Source organism: Pseudomonas sp. ABa2 (genome assembly GCF_056676075.1).
In genome coordinates this window covers 934,664-953,106 of sequence record NZ_CM155239.1, presented here as the reverse complement: position 1 = coordinate 953,106, position 18,443 = coordinate 934,664, and the positions used below count along the sequence as shown (strand labels likewise).

General features: G+C 67.6%; 18 protein-coding genes. 9 read left to right on the top strand and 9 right to left on the bottom strand.

Translation table 11 applies throughout. From position 1 onward, the window contains the following. Positions 1-407 precede the first annotated feature (407 nt). The 6 genes from AC1G9C_RS04605 to AC1G9C_RS04580 all read left to right on the top strand — a co-directional run bounded on the left by AC1G9C_RS04605 (position 408) and on the right by AC1G9C_RS04580 (position 5,594). The gene (locus AC1G9C_RS04605; protein WP_480409572.1) at positions 408-1,184 is read left to right on the top strand and encodes an ABC transporter substrate-binding protein; all 777 of its coding nucleotides are present in this window, start codon (positions 408-410) and stop codon (positions 1,182-1,184) included. 92 nt (positions 1,185-1,276) lie between these two features. After that, the gene (locus tag AC1G9C_RS04600) at positions 1,277-1,966 is read left to right on the top strand and encodes an ABC transporter permease (RefSeq protein WP_021442336.1); all 690 of its coding nucleotides are present in this window, start codon (positions 1,277-1,279) and stop codon (positions 1,964-1,966) included. A 12-nt stretch (positions 1,967-1,978) separates the two neighbouring features. After that, positions 1,979-2,674, top strand: a complete 696-nt coding sequence (locus tag AC1G9C_RS04595) for an ABC transporter permease (protein ID WP_480409571.1) — start codon at positions 1,979-1,981, stop codon at positions 2,672-2,674. Between the two features lie 9 nt (positions 2,675-2,683). Further along, a complete protein-coding gene (locus AC1G9C_RS04590) occupies positions 2,684-3,796 on the top strand; it encodes a succinylglutamate desuccinylase/aspartoacylase family protein (RefSeq protein WP_480409570.1) in 1,113 nt (370 codons plus the stop codon). Positions 3,797-3,814: 18 nt separating this feature from the next. Next, entirely contained in the window at positions 3,815-4,582 is a 768-nt protein-coding gene (locus tag AC1G9C_RS04585) for an ABC transporter ATP-binding protein (protein WP_480409569.1), read from the top strand. Positions 4,583-4,667: 85 nt separating this feature from the next. Continuing rightward, positions 4,668-5,594 carry a MurR/RpiR family transcriptional regulator gene (locus AC1G9C_RS04580; RefSeq protein WP_397497947.1) on the top strand — a complete coding sequence of 309 codons (927 nt, stop codon included), beginning with the start codon at positions 4,668-4,670 and terminating at the stop codon, positions 5,592-5,594. Positions 5,595-5,699: 105 nt separating this feature from the next. On the opposite strand, the gene AC1G9C_RS04575 is transcribed toward AC1G9C_RS04580, so the two are convergent. From AC1G9C_RS04575 to AC1G9C_RS04560, 4 genes are all read right to left on the bottom strand, one after another. After that, positions 5,700-6,356 carry a YiaD family glycine zipper/OmpA-like lipoprotein gene (locus AC1G9C_RS04575; RefSeq protein WP_480409568.1) on the bottom strand — a complete coding sequence of 219 codons (657 nt, stop codon included), beginning with the start codon at positions 6,354-6,356 and terminating at the stop codon, positions 5,700-5,702. A gap of 134 nt (positions 6,357-6,490) precedes the next feature. Beyond that, entirely contained in the window at positions 6,491-7,159 is a 669-nt protein-coding gene (locus tag AC1G9C_RS04570; RefSeq protein ID WP_480409567.1) for a YiaD family glycine zipper/OmpA-like lipoprotein, read from the bottom strand. 60 nt (positions 7,160-7,219) lie between these two features. Further along, positions 7,220-7,867, bottom strand: a complete 648-nt coding sequence (locus tag AC1G9C_RS04565; protein ID WP_397497946.1) for an MBL fold metallo-hydrolase — start codon at positions 7,865-7,867, stop codon at positions 7,220-7,222. Continuing rightward, positions 7,864-8,889, bottom strand: a complete 1,026-nt coding sequence (locus AC1G9C_RS04560; RefSeq protein WP_480409566.1) for an AraC family transcriptional regulator — start codon at positions 8,887-8,889, stop codon at positions 7,864-7,866. Before AC1G9C_RS04560 ends, AC1G9C_RS04565 begins: the two co-directional genes overlap by 4 nt. Positions 8,890-9,010: 121 nt before the next feature. Here AC1G9C_RS04560 and AC1G9C_RS04555 point away from each other — a divergent pair, with 121 nt between their 5' ends. Further along, a complete protein-coding gene (locus AC1G9C_RS04555) occupies positions 9,011-9,838 on the top strand; it encodes a metal-dependent hydrolase (RefSeq protein ID WP_480409565.1) in 828 nt (275 codons plus the stop codon). A gap of 201 nt (positions 9,839-10,039) precedes the next feature. Further along, on the top strand, positions 10,040-10,885 hold the full coding sequence (locus AC1G9C_RS04550) for a metal-dependent hydrolase (RefSeq protein ID WP_457787919.1): 846 nt from the start codon (positions 10,040-10,042) through the stop codon (positions 10,883-10,885). Positions 10,886-11,030: 145 nt separating this feature from the next. Here AC1G9C_RS04550 and AC1G9C_RS04545 read toward each other — a convergent pair whose 3' ends face one another. The 3 genes from AC1G9C_RS04545 to AC1G9C_RS04535 form a co-directional block, all read right to left on the bottom strand. Next, positions 11,031-11,318 carry a hypothetical protein gene (locus AC1G9C_RS04545; protein WP_021446069.1) on the bottom strand — a complete coding sequence of 96 codons (288 nt, stop codon included), beginning with the start codon at positions 11,316-11,318 and terminating at the stop codon, positions 11,031-11,033. A gap of 116 nt (positions 11,319-11,434) precedes the next feature. Continuing rightward, positions 11,435-12,376 carry an alpha/beta fold hydrolase gene (locus AC1G9C_RS04540; protein ID WP_480409564.1) on the bottom strand — a complete coding sequence of 314 codons (942 nt, stop codon included), beginning with the start codon at positions 12,374-12,376 and terminating at the stop codon, positions 11,435-11,437. 68 nt (positions 12,377-12,444) lie between these two features. Next, entirely contained in the window at positions 12,445-13,110 is a 666-nt protein-coding gene (locus AC1G9C_RS04535; protein WP_480409563.1) for a TetR/AcrR family transcriptional regulator, read from the bottom strand. Positions 13,111-13,192: 82 nt separating this feature from the next. Between AC1G9C_RS04535 and AC1G9C_RS04530 the strand changes: the two genes are divergently transcribed. Further along, on the top strand, positions 13,193-14,053 hold the full coding sequence (locus AC1G9C_RS04530; RefSeq protein ID WP_480409562.1) for a hypothetical protein: 861 nt from the start codon (positions 13,193-13,195) through the stop codon (positions 14,051-14,053). On the opposite strand, the gene AC1G9C_RS04525 is transcribed toward AC1G9C_RS04530, so the two are convergent. Both AC1G9C_RS04525 and AC1G9C_RS04520 read right to left on the bottom strand, forming a co-directional pair. Further along, positions 14,042-16,780: a winged helix-turn-helix domain-containing protein gene (locus AC1G9C_RS04525; protein ID WP_480409561.1), complete on the bottom strand. Its 2,739-nt coding sequence runs from the start codon at positions 16,778-16,780 to the stop codon at positions 14,042-14,044. The two genes, AC1G9C_RS04530 and AC1G9C_RS04525, sit on opposite strands and share 12 nt — an antisense overlap. Before the next feature lie 273 nt (positions 16,781-17,053). After that, positions 17,054-18,421, bottom strand: coding sequence for a DUF1329 domain-containing protein (locus tag AC1G9C_RS04520; RefSeq protein WP_021442595.1), 1,368 nt, complete (start codon positions 18,419-18,421; stop codon positions 17,054-17,056). Between the last annotated feature and the right edge of the window lie 22 nt (positions 18,422-18,443).

Genomic DNA, 18,443 nt, shown 5'->3' with positions numbered 1-18,443 from the left:
CGCGCCAGTCCTGGCGCCCAGCATGTGAATAATAATTTTCACAATGCAGCTTTGTGAAATTTTATATACCACAACGACCCCCTGTTCAAGCGCCCGCGGCGACCCTGGGCCTCCTGGTGCGGCCTGAAAAAGCCCGCTCGCGGCGCGGCAGACAGCGCGCTAGAGCGGCTGAGGCGAGCGCTCGGCGACACCCGGAATGACATAAATATTTCTAAATAGTAGATTTATGAAAATAAACGTGTCATAGATAGTGCCCACAGGACCCGAGCCGGCCCACTTCGCCGACTCTCCGCAACCCGGCCCACCCGCCTCGGTTGCCGGCTGCGCCCAGGCGCTGCCAGTGCACAGCCAGCGCCGCGCCGCCGGCTGTGCAGCGAACCCCAAACCACCACCCAGGAGTCAATAAGATGAACAAGATCGCACTTCTCGGCGCACTGGCACTGTCCGTCGCCAGCAGCTTCAGCCACGCCAGCCAGGACAGCCTGCGCATCGGCATCGAGGCGGCCTACCCGCCCTTCGCCTTCAAGACCCCGGACGGCGCCATCAGCGGCTTCGACTACGACATCGGCCAGGCCCTGTGCGCCGAGATGAAGGTCAAGTGCCAGTGGGTCGAGCAGGAGTTCGACGGCCTGATCCCCTCGCTGAAGGTGCGCAAGGTCGACGCCGTGCTGTCGTCCATGTCGATCACCGAGGATCGCCTGAAATCGGTGGACTTCAGCAAAAAGTACTACCACACCCCCGGCAAGCTGGCGATGAAGGCCGGCACCCAGATCAACGACCCGCTGCTCGACCTCAAAGGCAAGAAGGTCGGCGTGCAGCGCGCCTCCACCTACGATCGCTACGCCAGCGACAAATTCGAGAAGGCCGGCATCGAAGTGGTGCGCTATGCCTCGCAGAACGAAGCCTTCCTCGACCTGGCCGCAGGCCGTCTGGACGCCACCCTGGCCGACATCGTCAATATCGACGAGGGCTTTATCAAGACCCCAACCGGCAGGGGTTTCGCCCTGGTCGGCCCGGACTTCAACGACCCGCAGTACTTCGGCCGCGGTGCCGGCATCGCCGTGCGCAAGGGCGATGAGGCCAATGCCGCGCGCATCAGCGCCGCCATCGACGCCATCCGCGCCAACGGCAAGTACCAGGAAGTGCAGGCCAAGTACTTCGATTACGACATCTACGGCCAGTAACCCTGCCCTGTCCGCAGAGGCATCCGCCCACCGGCGCGATGCCTCTTTCTCGTATTCGCGCAGCGCCTGTCGCGGCGCGTGAGGACCCCATCATGCTCCACGGCTACGGCTCGACCATCCTCGATGGCGCCTGGCTCACCCTGAGCCTGGCGCTGACCTCCATGGCCCTGGCCATCAGCCTCGGCCTGCTCGGCGCGGCCCTGCGCCTGTCGCCGATGCGCTGGCTGGCGCTGCTCGGCGAGGGTTATGCCACGCTGATTCGCGGCATTCCCGACCTGGTGCTGATCCTGCTGATCTTCTACGGCGGCCAGGACCTGGTGAACCGTGTCGCGCCGCTGCTCGGCTACGACCACTACATCGACATCAATCCCTTCGTCGCCGGCGTGTTCACCATGGGCTTCATCTTCGGTGCCTACCTGTCGGAGACCTTCCGCGGCGCCTTTATGGCCATCCCCAAGGGTCAGGCGGAAGCCGGCGCGGCCTACGGCATGAGCGGGGTGCAGGTGTTCGTGCGCATCCTGGTGCCGCAGATGATCCGCCTCGCCATTCCCGGCTTCACCAACAACTGGCTGGTGCTGACCAAGGCCACCGCGCTGATCTCGGTGGTCGGCCTGCAGGACATGATGTTCAAGGCCAAGAATGCCGCCGACGCCACCCGCGAACCCTTCACCTTCTTCCTCGCCGTGGCCGCCCTGTATCTGCTGCTGACCAGCGTCTCGCTGCTCGCCCTGCGCCTGCTGGAGCGGCGCTACAGCGTGGGCGCGCGCCTGGCCGACATCTAGAGGACCCGCTCCATGCTCGATTTGCATTTGATCGCCGAGCACCTGCCGCTCTATGGGCGCGGCCTGCTGGTGACCTTCCAGTTGCTGCTGATCGCCCTGGCCCTGGGGCTGGCCCTGGCCATTCCCTTGGGCCTGATGCGGGTATCGCGCTCGCCCTGGCTCAACGCCCCGGCCTGGCTCTACACCTACGTGATCCGCGGCACGCCGATGCTGGTGCAGCTGTTTCTGATCTACTACGGCTTGGCCCAGTTCGCGGCCATCCGCGACAGCTTCCTGTGGCCGTATTTTTCCAGCGCCACCTTCTGCGCCTGCCTGGCCTTCGCCATCAACACCAGCGCCTACACCGCGGAAATCCTCGCCGGCAGCCTTAAGGCCACGCCGCACGGCGAGATCGAGGCGGCCAAGGCCATGGGCATGTCGCGCGCCAAGCTGTACCGGCGCATCCTGCTGCCCTCGGCCCTGCGCCGGGCGCTGCCGCAGTACAGCAACGAGGTGATCATGATGCTGCACACCACCTCGCTGGCGTCGATCGTCACCCTGATCGACATCACCGGCGCGGCGCGTACCCTCAGCTCGCGCTACTACATGCCATTCGAGGCCTTTATCACCGCCGGGGTCTTCTACCTGGTGCTGACCTTCGCCCTGGTCCAGCTGTTCAAGGGCGCCGAGCGCCGCTGGCTGGCCTACCTGACCCCGCGCAAGGCCTGAGGAGAAACCATGGAGTCGATTCGTCATTCCCTGCCCTGGAGCCCCAGCGGCAGCGACCATCACCTGACGGTGCTGCGCTTCGGCAGCGGCCCGCGCAAGGCCTATATCCAGGCCAGCCTGCATGCCGACGAACTGCCGGGCATGCGCGTGGCGGTGGAGCTCAAGCGCCGGCTGGCTGAACTGGAGAAGCAGGGGCGGTTGACCGGCGTGGTGGAGCTGGTGCCGGTGGCCAACCCCATCGGCCTGGGGCAGATGTTCCAGGCCACCCACCAGGGGCGCTTCGACTTCGCCAGCGGGGCGAACTTCAACCGCGATTTCGTCGACCTGGCCGCGCTGCTCGCCCCGCAGCTGGAAGGCCACCTGGGCCGCGATGGCGAGGCCAATATGCGGCTGATCCGCAGCGCCATGCTGACCGCCCTCGCCCAGTTGCCCCCAGCCAAATCGGCCCTTGAGGGGCTGCGCCGCCTGCTGCTGCGCCAGGCCTGCGATGCCGATCTGGTACTCGACCTGCACTGCGACTTCGAGTCGATCCTGCTGCTCTATGCCCAGCCCCAGCACTGGCCGCGCCTGCAGCCGCTGGCCGCGCGCCTGGGCGCCGGCGCCGTGCTGCTGGCCGAGGACAGCGGCGGCCAGTCCTTCGACGAAGCCTGCGCCGGGCCCTGGCTGAAACTCGCCGCGCAGTTCCCCGACGCCGCCATTCCAGCCGCCTGCCTGGCCAGCACCATCGAGCTGCGCGGCATGGCCGATACCGAGGCGCCGCAGGCCCGGGACGATGCCGAGGCCATCCTCGGCTTTCTCGCCGACCAGGGCCTGCTCGCCGGCGACTGGCCGGCGGCGCCCGCGACCTGCTGCGAGGCCACCCCCTTTGCCGGCGCGCAGTACGCCTATGCCCCGCACCCCGGGGTGGTCAGCTATCTGCAACCGCTGGGGGCCTGGGTCGAGCCCGGCGATGCGCTGTTCGAGGTGATCGACCCGCTGAGCGATCGCCATTCCGTGATCCTCGCCGAAACCCGCGGCGTGCTCTACGCCCGCGAACGCCTGCGCTATGCCCAGCCCGGCCTGTGGCTGGCCAAGGTCGCCGGCGCCCAGCCCATCCGCCAGGGCCGCCTGCTGACCGACTGACAACAAGAGAACCCCACCATGTACACCCTGGAAATCGACAACCTGCACAAACGCTACGGCAACCACGAGGTGCTCAAGGGCGTCTCGCTCAAGGCCAGGGCCGGCGACGTCACCAGCATCATCGGCTCCAGCGGCTCGGGCAAGAGCACCTTCCTGCGCTGCATCAACCTGCTGGAGCGGCCGCACAGCGGGCGCATCCTGCTCAATGACGAAGAACTGCGGCTCAAGCCGCACAAAGTCACCGGCGACCTGCACGCCAGCGATCCCCAGCAGCTGCAGCGCATGCGCTCGCGTCTGGCCATGGTCTTTCAGCACTTCAACCTGTGGTCGCACATGAGCGCCCTGGACAACGTCATGGAAGCACCGGTGCAGGTACAGGGCATCAGCAAGAAGGAGGCGCTGGAGAAAGCCGAGCACTACCTGGCCAAGGTCGGCGTGGGCCATCGCAAGAACGCCTATCCGGCGCACATGAGTGGTGGCGAGCAGCAGCGCGTGGCCATCGCCCGCGCCCTGGCCATGGAGCCGGAGGTGATGCTGTTCGACGAACCCACCTCGGCCCTGGACCCGGAGCTGGTCGGCGAAGTGCTCAAGGTGATGCAGGATCTGGCCAGCGAAGGCCGCACCATGCTGGTGGTGACCCACGAGATGGGCTTCGCCCGCGAGGTGTCCAACCAGCTGGTATTCCTCCACCAGGGCCGGGTGGAGGAAAGCGGCTGCCCGAAAGAGGTGCTGGCCAACCCGCGCTCCGAACGCCTGCAGCAGTTTCTCGCCGGCAGCCTGAAGTAGCCCGGGTGCACCTGGCGCGGCCGGCTGGGATAGACTGCGCCCACTCCGGCCTGCGCCGCCTCTCACTCACCCGTGCCGAATCACCATGCCGACCTCCGCGAAGAACGCCACCGTCTACGCCGCCCCCGTGATGCGCAAGCTGGCCGAGCGCATCCCCACGCTGCAACCCTCGCTGCGCAAGGTGGCCGAATTCATCCTGCGCCACCCGCTCAAGGCCGCGACCCTGAACATCGAGGAGATGGCCGTGGCCACCGCCACCTCGCCGGCGGCGGTCAACCGCCTGGCCAAGGCCCTCGACCTGGGCGGCTATACCGGGCTCAAGGCCGAGCTGGTCAGCACCCTGCAACAGATGGTGTCGCCGGTGGACAAGCTGCGCAGCGAGCTGGAGAGCCGCCCGGACGGCAGCTTCGGCCTGCACGAACAGATCCAGATCGCCAGCAGCAACCTGGCCACCGCCGGGGCCAACAACGTCCCGGCCAGCTTCGACGCCTTTGTCGACGGCCTGATCCAGGCACGCAAGATCTACATCCTGGGCTTCGGCAACAGCGCCTATATGGCCGGCCTGGCCGCCGCCAACCTGGTGCCCTTCTGCGCCGACGCCACGGCCATCAGCATGGAAGGCGGCAACGAGAACGCCGCCTACCGCCTGGCCGCCATCACCGAACAGGACGTGCTGCTGGCCATCGCCATGCCGCGCTACAGCCTGGACACCCTGCAGCTGGCGCGCTTTGCCCGCGAGCGCGGCGCCGGCGTACTGGCCATCACCGATTCGCCGGCATCGCCCCTGGCCGGCATCGCCCGCCACACCCTGTTCGCCCCGGCCGACCACCCGGTGCTGATCAGCTCCAACACCGCCGTGCTGGCCCTGATCGAAGCGCTGGTGGCCGGGGTCATGGCGCGCAACAAGGAGGCTGTGCAGCTGGCCGCCGAGCTGACCGAAAGCGTGATGTCCTACCTGCACGTGCCCAACGGCGAGAAGCCGTCGCGCCGGCCAGGCAAGCTGCGCGGCTGAGCGCTCGCCGGCCCAGAGCCAAGCCCGCCAACGACTCGGCAGACACGACGGCCGCGCAGAAAAAAGCCCCCGCAAGCGGGGGCTCTGTCGCGCCATGACTGCGGCTCAGAGCGGCCGCAGGTTGATCTCGACGCGGCGGTTCTGCGCCCGCCCGGCTTCGTTGGCGTTGCTGGCGATCGGCTGGCTGGGGCCGGCACCGTAGGAGGAGATGCGCTGGCCCGGCACGCCGTTGGCGCTCAGGTAGTTGGCCACGCTCAGGGCACGGCGGTTGGACAGGTTCTGGTTGAGCTCCAGCGAGCCGGTGCTGTCGGTGTGACCGACGATGTTCACGCCGTTCTTGTCGAACTCCTTGAACACCAGCACCAGGGAATTGAGGGTCGGGTAGAAGCCGCTGGAGATATCCGCCGAGTTGCTGGCGAAGGTGATGTTGCCCGGCATGATCAGCTTGAGATCGTCGCCGTTGCGCTGCACCTGCACGCCGGTGCCCTGCAGGGTCTGGCGCAGCTTGGCTTCCTGGGTGTCGACGTAGTAGCCGTAGCCACCGCCGGCTGCACCGCCCACCGCGGCGCCGATCAGCGCGCCCTTGCCGCGATCCTTCTTGCTCGAGGTGGCGGCGCCGATCACCGCCCCGGTGACCGCGCCGATGCCGCCGTAGATGCCGGCCTTGCCGGCCTGCTGCTCGCCGGTGTAGGGGTTGGTGGTACAGCCGGCCAGCAAGGCCATGACCGCGGTGGCCGCGATCAGATTACGCCTGGTCTTCATAGGGACTTCCTTAGGATTGGTTCTGGTGTCGGCAGCATGCCGGAGCCTTCGAGCCGCCACGGCGGGACAAAGTTCCGCGCCAGCTTACCAGCCGCCCGGCGCGCAGGCTGCGACCCAGACCAAATCCGCGGGCGTTACTGCACGCCCGGCAGCGGCCGCAGGGTCACCTCGACGCGACGGTTCTGCGCGCGGCCCTCGGCCGTGGCGTTGCTCGCCACCGGCTGGTCCGGGCCCATGCCGCGGGTGCTGACCCGGCTGCCGTCGACGCCCTGGGCCAGCAGGTAGCTGGCCACGCTCTGCGCGCGACGCTGCGACAGGCCCATGTTGTAGCTGTGCGCGCCGGTGCTGTCGGTGTGGCCGACCACTTCGATGCTGTTCTGGTTGTACTGGCGGAAGGAGTTGGCCAGGTTGTTCAGCGGCGCGTAGAAGCTGCTGGCGATCTCCGCCGAATCGGTGGCGAAGGTGATGTTGCCGGGCATGATCAGCTGGATCACGTCGCCCTGACGCTGCACCTCGACGCCGGTGCCCTGCATCTGCTGGCGCAGTTCGGCTTCCTGCTTGTCGGCGTAGTAGCCGTAGCCGGCGCCGGCCGCCGCGCCCACCGCGGCGCCGATCAGCGCGCCCTTGCCGCGGTCGTCGTGACCGATCAGGGCACCGGCGGCGGCACCGGCCAGGGCGCCGAGACCGCCATAGGTGGCGGTCTTGTTCGAGCTCGGCGCACTCTGATCGTAGGGGTTTTGCGAGGCACAACCGGCCAGCAGCAGGGCAACGGAGCAGGCGGCGATCAGGGTCAGGCGGGACATGGCGAACTCTCCTTGGACGACAGCAGAATGCCAGTGTAGACAGCCCGCACAGCGCCGGGTTCAGGCACGGATAAACGGATTCTCGCGCATCTCGTCACCCAGCCGGGTATCCGGGCCGTGGCCGGTGACCACGGTGGCATCCTCGTCCAGCCGGTACAGACGCTGCTTGATCGAGCGCTCGATGGTGGCGTAGTCGCCACCCCACAGGTCGGTACGGCCGATGCCGCGACGGAACAGGGTGTCGCCGGCGATCAGCAGCTTGGCATCGGCGAACCAGAAACTCATCGAACCCGGCGTATGCCCCGGCGTGTGCAGCGCCACGCCGCAGCCGCAGGCCAGCGCCTCGTCGTCGGCCAGCCACTGGTCCGGCGCCGGCACCGGGGTGTAGGGCACGCCGAACATGCGGCACTGCATCTCCAGGTTGTCCCAGAGGAACTGATCGTCCTTGTGTAGGTGCAGGGTGGCGCCGGTCTTCTCCTTCATCTGCCCGGAAGCGAGGAAGTGATCGAGATGGGCGTGGGTGTGGATGATGCTCACCACCTTGAGCCCATGGGCCTCGAGCCGCGCCATGATCAGATCGGGATTGCCGCCCGGATCGACCACTATGGCCTTCTTCGTCAGCGGGTCGCCGATGATGGTGCAGTTGCACTGCAAGGGACCGACGGGGAAGGTTTCGCGGATCAGGGCAGTCGTTGCGGCGGTGTTCATCGGGGGGCCTCGTTGCGGTAATCGCCGGGCAGTTTACCCGTCCATTTCCTGAATGCGCGGCGGAAGTTGGAGGGGTCGCTGAAACCCAGCAGCTGGGCGATCTCGTACAGCGGCAGGTGGGTGGTGGCGAGGTATTGCAGGGCCAGGCGCTTGCGCACTTCGTCGAGCACCTGCTGGTAGCTGGTGCCCATCTGCGCCAGGTGCCGGCGCAGGCTGCGGCCGCTGGTATGCAGGGCGCTGGCGGCGCTGTCGAGGTCGGGGAAATCGCCGGGTCGCGCCAGCAGCAGGCGGCGCACGCGGGTGAGCAGGCCGTCCTGCACGTCGAGGCTGGCCAGCAGCGCCTCGCACTGCTGCTCGCACATCTGCACCGTGGCCGGGTTGGCCAGGGCCATGGGCCGCTCCAGGTAGTGCCGCGGCAGGCGCAGCCAGTGGCAGGGCTGCTCGAACTGCGCCGCCACGCCGAACACCTCGGCGTAGCGCGCGGCATGGGCCGGCGCGGCATGGGCGAAACCGACGGCGAGGCCCTGCAGTTCCTCGCCGAGGAGGAAGAGGGCGATGGTGTGGATGCTGGTCAGCAGGCCCTCGGCGGCGAAGCGCGCCTGCGGCCCCATGGGAAAGGACTCCACCGCGCGCAGCTCCATGTCCTCGCCCCGCTCCACCAGCTCCAGCTCGAAGGCCAGGCCGAGCACCCGGTAGTACTTCAGGGCGAACTGCAGCGCCTTGCCCAGGTTGGCGCTGGACAGCACCGCGTAGCCGAGGATGCCGTGGGTGGAGACGTTGAGCCGCTGGCCCAGCACCAGGCCCAGCGCCGGTTCGCCGCAGCGCTCCAGCGCCGCCTGGGTGAGCAGATGGAAGTCGACGAAGGACAGCCGGCCATTGGGGCTGCCGAGCACCTCGGGGCGCACCCGCGCCGCAGCGAACAGCGCGGCGCGCGGCACGCCCAGTTCCTCGGCCAGCGCCAGCAGGGCTTCGGCGTAGGCCACCGGCACCAGTTCGGCGGTGAAATTCAGCGGTTGCTTCATGGGGACGTCTGGTTAGGCGGCTGGCCGTAAATGACCCGAATTTTGGCAGACCTTAACCTTGCCCATAGCGGAGCCACAAGCCCATAGTTGCACCATGGTCCCGCAACCGGAGGCAACAGGCATGGCCAGCACCACCCCGGAAGGCTTGCAGATCCGCCCGCGTCGGCTCGACTTCGCCCTGCCCGATCCGCTGCCGCGGCACTGGCACGGCGGCAACGCCTTCAAGAGCCACCTGTTCAACGCCATGTCGGTGCTGTTTCCCGACGGCGAGCGTTTCTTCATCGATTCGGTGCGGCTGTTCCGCGACCAGGTCGAGGACCCGCTGCTCAAGGAGCAGATCCGCGGCTTTATCGGCCAGGAGGGCCATCACAGCCGCGAGCACCTGGAGTACAGCCAGCGCCTGCGCGAACTGGGCTACGACATCGACTACCTGGAGCGTGGCCTCAAGCGGCGCCTGGGCTTCCTGCAGAAGCACCTGCCGAGCAAGCTGCAGCTGGCCGCCACCGCCTCGGTGGAGCACCTGACCGCGATCATGGCCGACGCCCTGCTGAAGGACCCGCTCTGGCTGGAAGGCGCCGACCCGCGCATGGCGCGCCTGTGGCGCTGGCATGCGCTGGAGGAGACCGAACACAAGGCGGTGGCCTTCGACGTGTTCCAGCTGGTCAGCGGCAACCCCTGGCTGCGCCGCCGCGCCATGCTGCAGAGCACCTTCTTCTTCACCCTCGACACCACCAAGGGCCTGTTGCACCTGCTCAAGCGCGACGGTCTACTGTGGAACTGGCGGGTATGGCGCGACGGCCTGGCCTGGCTGTGGGGCTCGCGCGGCATCTACCGGCCGCTGGTGCGGGTCTATCTGGACTTCTACAAGGCTGACTTCCACCCCTGGCAGCACGACAACCTGCATCTGGTGCAGCAGTACCGCGGCGAATTCGATACGCCCGCGAGCTAGCGACCGCGCGCCTAGGGTGCGCCATGCGCACCAAGGCAGACCACGACGAACAGCTGTGGCCTAGGCAGCGCCGCCCCCCAACTTTCCACTGGCCAAGCCTCGATGGCCGGATATGACTGCAACATTGGCTGTTGCGAACCTGTGCCGGCAAGCCCGCTGACGCCATAGTCGGTCGCACTTCATCAGCGCAAGGGAGCCCTTATGGCCAGCACCACCCCGGAAGGTTTGCAGATCCGCCCCCGACACATGGACTTCGACCTGCCCAATCCGCTGCCGCGCCACTGGAACGGCGGCGACGCCTTCAAGACCCACCTGTTCGATGCCATGTCGGTGCTGTTTCCCGACGGCGAACGCTTCTTCATCGACTCGGTGCGCCAGTTCCGCGACCGCATCGACGACCCGCTGCTGAAGGAGCAGATCCGCGGCTTCATCGGCCAGGAGGGCCATCACAGTCGCGAGCACCTGGAATACAGCCAGCGCCTGCGCGACCTGGGTTACGACATCGAGCGCATCGAGAAGCGCGCCCGCGCGCGCATCCGCTACACCCAGAAGAAGTTCTCGCAAGAGCGTCAGCTGGCCGCCACCGCGGCGCTGGAACACATCACCGCGATCATGGCCGACGGCCTGCTGAAGAACCCGGCGCACATGGCCGGCGCCCATCCGACCCTGGTGCGCCTGTGGCGCTGGCATGCGCTGGAGGAGACCGAGCACAAGGCGGTGGCCTTCGACGTCTACAACCAGGTGTGTGGCAGCCGCAAGCTGCTGCGCCGGGCGATGGTCATGGGCACCTTCTTCTTCGTCCTCGACACCACCCGCGGCCTGGCGCATATGCTCAAGGTCGACGGCCTGCTGTGGAACTGGCGCGTCTGGCGCGACGGCCTGCGCTGGATGTGGGGCAAGGACGGCGTGTTCCGCCCGCTGATCGGCACCTATCTGGACTTCTTCAAGGACGGCTTCCACCCCTGGGAGCACGACAACCTCGCGCTGCTGCACGCCACCCGCGAGGAGTTCGACGGCGCGCCGCAGCCCCAGGCCAGCGCGGCCTGACACCACCCGCTCCTTTTCTCCGGCGGAAAAGGAGCGCCCTCCCCTAATGATTTCCGCTCCGAGCGCCGCCGCGCCTAAGGTTTAAGGAACCCCTGGATCGCTCGGGGAAAGTCCCAGGTGGGGCTCGTCGCCCGCCGCCGCAGCGCTAAAGATTGAATATCTCTCTCGCCGATCGTGCGATCTCGGTATCCAGAACGTCGATCGTCGCTTGATTCTGTCGATGCGCGGCAGTGAGGCGATGCCGTCCGTCCGCGGTACGAATCCGGATCATCCCGCCCTCGTCCACAAGTTTCTCAATCGCGATAGCAGGTAAAGGCTGGTTGAGAATCAGCATGTTCACATAATGCTGAACCGCCGGCTCGTGGATGTTGTTGTCCCTCTGGGATCGCTGCCAGTTATCCCAAAGCCCTTGGACGCTCAGTGCTATGGTCATGGGCCACTCCTTGCTGTTGAGGACAGAGCACAGGGTAGAAGGCCGCACCCGACCTGTCGAAGCAGGTCAGGCCGCCCGCCGCTCTCGCAGGAGCGTCCCGACCGTGGCGGGACGCGTCAACCCAGCAGAAACCTCATCGCATCGGCCGCGCTCTGCTCGGCAATCTCCTCCATGGGAATGTGCCCGACGCCCGGGTAGGTCTTGACCTGGATGCCCGGCAAATCGCGCTGCCACAGCGGCACGTGCTTGGGCGAGATCCAGCGGTCGCGCTCGCCCCACAGCAGCAGGGTCGGCGCCTGGATCTGCGCCACCCGCTGCGGCGTGGCGTGCAGCTCCTCTTTGTTGACCTTGAGCAGCACGCGGAAGATATCCATCATGCCGCGGCGATTGCCGGGCCGGCGCGACAGGTCGTAGTAGCGGTCGACCACCCCCGGCTTGATCCGCCCCGGCTCGCCGTAGACCTCCTTGATGCCCTGGGCGATCAGCGCACGCGGCATCCACAGCGGCATGGCCAGGGTGGTGCCGGGCAGCGCGGCGGCGGCGATCATCCATGGCACCTTGGCCATGGGGTAGCCGGCCGGGTCGACCAGCACCAGCTTGCTCACCCGCTGCGGCTGGGCCAGGGCAAAGTTCCAGGCGATATAGCCGCCGAGGGAGTTGCCGGCGATATCCGCCCGCTCCACCTGCAGGTAGTCGAGCAACAGGCCGAGCACGCGAATCATGCGCTCGGCCGAATACTCGCCGTCGCGCGCCGGGCCGGTGAGGCCGAAGCCCGGCACGTCGAAACGGATGATCCGGTAGTGCGGGGCGAAGGCCTGCACCCAGCCATCCCAGGTGTGCAGCGAGGCGACTACGCCGTGGATCAGCACCAGCGCAGGCTTGTCGCGGCTGCCCTCGTCGCGGTAGTGGATATTGAAACCGTCCAGCTCGATATAGCGCGAACCGCTCTCGGCACTGCCGTAGCGGGCCTTGAGGCGCTCCAGCGGCAGGGCGCCGAAGCCCAGGCGGGCGAAACCGACGGCCAGGGGCGGTTGCAGGGACAGGCTGTTGGCGGACATGCGGGCACCTCGATCTTGTTATGGGCACCCGTCATCAGAGCATGAGCCGGCGCCGGATACCGCCCAACCTAGGTTGAGCCGGGGCACAGCGAGGCGATCAGCAGGTCGCCGAGCACCGCCTTGGCCCGCTCGATCTCCGCGCGACTGGCGCTGCGCCCGAGCAGGTCTAGGGAGGCGGCCTCCAGCGCCCAGATCAACGCCTGATAGACCAGCGGATCGCGCGGCGCCAGCTCCGGCTCCAGGCGCTCCACCAGCAGGCGCAGCATCTCCTGATGGGCGCGCTGGCGATGCGCGGCCAGCGACGACTCGGCGCGCAGCGCCTCCTCCTGCATCAGACGGATGATCGGGCCGACCGCCAGGTGATAGTCGAAAAACCGCCCGACCATGGCGCGCAACCAGGCCTGCGGGCTGCCGGCCACCTGCTGCATCTCGCGAAAGCGCGCCAGCAGGAGCAGCACCGAGGTCTGGTAGATGCCCTCGAGCACCTCCATCTTGTTGGCGAAGTACTTGTAGAAGGTGCGTCGCGACACCTGCGCGGCATCCAGCAGGTCGTTCACCGTGACCTGCTCCAGGCCCTTGCGGGCGAACAGGGGAATCGCCGCCAGCTGGATATTGGTGCGCTGCAGGTGGCCGACCAGCGGCCCCGCGCCGCCCTGCTGCGAGGTCAGCGCGCCGTAGCCGCCCAGGTCCTCGAACACCGCGCGGATGGCTCCGTACTCGGCCAGCTCGTCCATGCCCTCTCCCCAACCAAGGCGCGGGTGACGCCGGTCTCCGAGCTGGGTACTCTGGAGCCGCCTCTAGCCGCGGATATTCATCGTGTCGCCCACCCTAGCACGTCGCCTGCTCTGGCCGCTGGCCATCCTTTTGCTGGTCTGCCAGGCGCCGGCCGGCGCCGCCGAGCTGTTCTATCTGGGCCAGCGCATCCCGGACATCCACCAGCCCTGGCGCAGCGGCGACTACCAGCAGCTGCACGCGGCCCTGGAGCAGATCGACAAGACCCAGGCCAACGCCCTGCCGCGGCGCAGCGGCGAATTCACCGGGCCGATCTACCAGCGCATGGTCTCGGCGGAGAACTTTCGTCCGCAGCTGAATATCTACGCGCCGCTGGAGCTGCGGCAGAACGAGGCGCGCGAAGTGCTGTTCCAGCTCAAGGAGCTGATGCGCCTGTACTTCGATTTTCGCGCCAAGCAGCAGCCCTACGCCGCCGAGGCCCTCGGCCTGATGAGCTACTCGCTGCGCCAGCAGGCCATCCTCTTCACCCTCACCACCGAGTTCTGGATGACCCTGTCGCAGAGCGAGCAGAGCAACCCGGTGCGCCTGCAGGGCCTGCAGGAGACCAAGGCGGCGGCGGCGATGCTCACCGGCAGCGCGCTGGACTACCTGGAGCTGACCCAGGCCTTCGGCCGCGACGAGCTGCTGCTGTACAGCGCCGAACTGAGCCAGCAACTGCCGGAGCTGTTCGTCCACCTGCCGGCCGAGGTGCAGGCGCAGTTGCTGACACGCATCGACGGGCTGGCGAGCGACCATCGTTACCCCCAGGTGCAGAGCAACATGGCCGAGCTGCTGCCGGTGCTGCAGATTATCCATCGGGACGTGCAGGCCAAGCTGGCGCAGCCGCCCACGCCGGCGCTCAAGGCGCCGACGCTGGATCTGTCGCTGCCGGGTTCAGCGCAGTAAGCCGAGGCCCTTGGCCCGCGCCACCGCCTGGGTGCGGCGTCCGACGCCGAGCTTGCTGTTGATGTGGCGGGCGTGGGTCTTGACCGTGTGCAGGGAGATGAACAGGCGCTCGCTGATCTCCTGATTGGAGCAGCCGCCGGCGATCAGCTGCAGCACCGCCAGCTCGCGGGCGCTGAGTTTCTCGGTCAGCACGCCCTCCTCCGTCAGCGCCTCCTCGCCCTGTCCCGTCGGCAACTGCCCAAGCAGGGCCTCGCGCAGCGGGCAAACCGGCCGTGCGAGCAGGCGCTCGCGCAGCCACTGCGGCTGGTGCTGGAGCAGTTCGACGAAGGGCAGCAAGGCGCCTCCCTGCGCCACCTCCAGGCAGGCGTCGAACTGCTGCTGCGCCTCGCGCTCGCGCCCGTTCTGGCGCAGCAACTGGGTCAGTTGCGCCTGCGCCATCAGCCCAACCAGTTGCCCGCCCAGGCCGTGGGCACGCTGCTGCAGTGCGCGCAGGCGCCGCTCGGCCGCCTCCGCCTGCCCCTGCAGGCGCTCCAGCGCGGCCTGCTGCAGATCGATATGCAGCGCCAGCTGCGGGTGGAACTCCGGCGCCACCGCCCGCCCCTGGGCACCGTAGGTTTCGCCCAGTTGCGGCAGCCAGGCCGCCGCCAGCTCGACCTGGCCCTGGCGCAGCCACAGCTCGCATTTGCTCAGGGTAATCATCGCCAGGTAGTAGATCGCCGGCACGTCCCACACGTGCATCAACCGCTCAGCCTCGCCGAGCAGGGCGAAGGCCTCGGCCGGCCGGCCGCTGCGCCCTTCCAGGCCGGCCAGCACGCAGTAGCCGATCAGCACGCCGACATCGCGGCAGGCGCGCGCTTCGGCGATGCCGGCGCGCAGGCGTGGCGCCGCCTGCGGCTGCAGACGCAGGCTGAGCAGATAGCCTTCGTAGAGGGTCAGTCGCGCGCGCACCGAATAGCTGCGCTGCGCCACCAGGCCCTGCAGCCGCGCCAGGCCCTGTCGCACTTCCTCCAGGGCGCGCAACACCTCGCCACGAGCCTGCAGCACGCGCGCCCGCTCGTAATGGGCCAGGGCCTCGAACAGCGGGTTGTCGATGCGCTGCGCCAACTCCAGCGCCTCGCGATTGAGGCCGCGCGCACGCCACAGATCGCCGCGCACCATGGCCAGGTTGGCCAGGGTGGACAGGCACATGAAATGCGGACCGTAGCGCTCCGCGGACAGGCCGGCCAGCGCCTCGGCGCATTGCCGCTCGGCCCGCCCGCTGTCGCCGCGACCGCGGGCGATCACCCCGTCCAGCGCCTGCCACTGCGCCAGCAGGCTGTACTGGCTGGTCGCATCCGCCGCCGGCAGGAAGCGCCCCAGTTGCTCGAGCAGCTCCTGTGCCGCATCCAGCTGGCAGGCCAGCGCCAGCGCCCAGCCATAGAGCATGATCAACCGCGGCGTGCTGGCCAGCAGCTCGTCCGGCAGGTTGGTCTTCCAGCGCAGCAGCATGGCAACGTTCTGCTCGGCCAGCAGCTGCTCCTCGGAGAGGTTCTGCACCAGGCTGGCGGCGACGTCGGCCTGGCCGGCCAGCAGCGCCTGCTCGATGGCAGCATCGAGCATGCCCTCGGCGGCGAACCAGCGACAGGCGCGCAGGTGCGAACTGCCGCGCGAGCGACTCAGGCCCTCGGCCGGGCGCGCGTTGAGCAGATCGGAAAACAGATGGTGGTAGCGAAACCAGCGCCCCTGCTCGTCCAGCGGTACGAGGAACACCTGGTTGGCCTGCAGCTGGCGAATGATCGCGGTGCTGTCATGGCTGTCGCGCAACGCGTCGCACAGCTCGGCGCAGAAGCGCTCCAGGCAGGCGGTGTCATAGAGGAACTGCTGCACCTCGGCCGGCTGGCGCTCGATCACCTCCTCCAGCAGGTAGTCGCGGATCAGCCCCTCGCCGCCGTGCAGCTCGAGCCTGGCCTGCGCCTCGCTGCCCAGGTCCTCGCCGGCCAGCAGCCACAGGCGCAGGCCGGCGACCCAGCCCTCGCTGCGCTGCAGGATGCCGGCGACCTGCTGGCGTTCCAGGCAGGCGCCCTGGCTGGCCAGCAGGGCGTCCAGCTCGTCGGCGGTCAGGCGCAGATCCTGCTCGCTCAGCTCCAGCAGCTGGCGCGACAGGCGCAGACGCGCCAGGTGCCAGTCCGGCCGCTGGCGACTGGTCACCAGCAGCAGGACGCCGGGTGGCAGGTGATTGAGGAAGAACTGCAGGCAACGGTCGAGCACCGGCCCCTGGGCCAGGTGATAGTCGTCCAGCACCAACAGCAGCGGCTGACCGCCGTCCAGTTCATGGGCCAACTCGTCGAGCAGGCCGTCGAGCCACTGCTCGAAGGCGAAAGGCTGATGGCGCTGACGCATCTTCAGCAGGCCCAGCGCCTCTTCCCCCAGGCTCGGGTAGAACTGCTGCAGGCCCTGCAGCAGGCGTTCGAGAAAACGCCCGGGATCGCTATCGCGCTCGCTCAGGCCCAGCCACAGGCTGTGCCAATGGGCCGGCAGGCGCTCGCAGAATTCGATGGCCAGGGAACTCTTGCCGAACCCGGCCGGCGCACAGACCAGCAGCAGACGGCCCTGCAACCCCTCCTCCAGACGCTGGCACAGGCGCTCGCGGGGCGTATGCCCCGCCGGTAGCGGCGGCCGGTAGAAACGGGCTTCGACCGGCGTGGCCGGCATGTAGGGGAAACCTGGCGAACGGGAAAGGTCAGTCATCGGCCAATTCTTGGAAGTCTCATGTATGCAGCGGGCGCGACCTGACCCCAGCCTAGCGGCTTGCACTGACCATTTGAAGCGCCGGCTACAGTCGGTAACGAAAAAGCCGGTTGGCAAGCGCAGCAGCTGCGGTTGCCAGACCTGGGCTCAACTGGCTGCGGTGCCGGCAATGGCGGACCAGGCTGCGCCATGTGCCCAGCCCGAGAAAGTCGGCGCGCAGCAACGAAAAAGCCGGCACAAGGCCGGCTTTTTCGTGTTGCAGGACGCGAGGGTTTAGCGCACGCCCGCCTGGCGCAGCGCCGCCGGGGTGTAGTCGCTGCCGGCTGCCTTGTAGTTGAAGTCGTAGGCCTGTTTCTCCTCGTTCTTCATGCCCAGGGCCAGGTAACGACCGGACAGCAGGTCGTACAGGGTCTCGACGGTGTACCAGGGCACCTGCTTGTCGTAGTAGTACTGAGCATGAGCCTCGGCCACGCGCCACAGGGTACCGCGACCGTCGTAGTGATCGATCAGTGCGGCCTGCCAGGTGTCCTCGTCGATGAAGAAGTCACGCTTGGCGTAGATGTGGCGCTCGCCGTCCTTCAGGGTCGCGGTCACGTGCCAGACGCGGTGCAGCTCGTAACGGGTCAGGTCCTGGTTGATGTGGCCGGCCTTGATGATGTCGGAGTACTTCAGGCTCGGCGAATCCAGCTTGTAGGCGTTGTAGGGGATAAAGATCTCCTTCTTACCGTTGAGCTGCCAGTTGTAGCGATCCGGCGCACCGTTGTACATGTCGAAGTTGTCGGAGGTACGCAGGCCGTCGGAGGCGGTACCCGGACCGTCGTATGACACCTGCGGGGCGCGGCGCACGCGACGCTGACCGGCGTTGTACAGCCAGGCCAGACGCGGTTCCTTGACCTGGTTGAGGGTCTCGTGCACCAGCAGCACGTTACCGGCCAGACGCGACGGGGCGGTGACGCGCTGCTTGAAGTAGAACAGCACGTTGCTTTCCTTGCTGGCGTCGAAGTCGGTCAGCGCATCGCGGAAGGTGAACTCGTCCTGGAAGTACACCAGCGAGTAGGAACCGTTGGCCTGCGGCGTGGCCTGGGTGACCAGACGACGCACGCTGCCGCCGCGGTAGCGGGTGATGTGGTTCCAGATCGCTTCCAGACCGTTCTGCGGGATCGGGAAGGGGTTGGCGGTCTGGAAGTTTTCCAGGCCGTTGCCGCCCTCGACCATCTTGGTGTTGACCGCGTTCTGCTTGGTCGCCTCGAGCACCGCCGACGGCAGGCTGGCCGAACGGTGGGTCGGATAGACCGGCATCTTGTAGCTGTCCGGGTAGCGCTTGAACATGGCCAGCTGGCCGGGAGTCAGCTTGTCCTTGTACTGCTCGACGTTCTGCGCGGTGATGGTGAACAGCGGCTGCTCGCTGGCGAAGGGGTCGGAGAGGAAGCCCTTGCCGTCGACGGTGCCGGCATTGGCCGGCAGGCCGCCGGTCCAGGCCGGAATCGAACCATCGGCGTTGCCGGCCATCTCGGCGCCCAGCGGCGTCAGGCTGGTGCCCAGCTTGGCCGCTTCGTCCGGGGATACTGCCGCCATCACACCGCTGGCCAGCAGGGACAGGGTCAGGACGCCGCTTTGCCACAGAGTTTTTGTTGTTTTCATTCGCATCATGATTCCTCGAAAT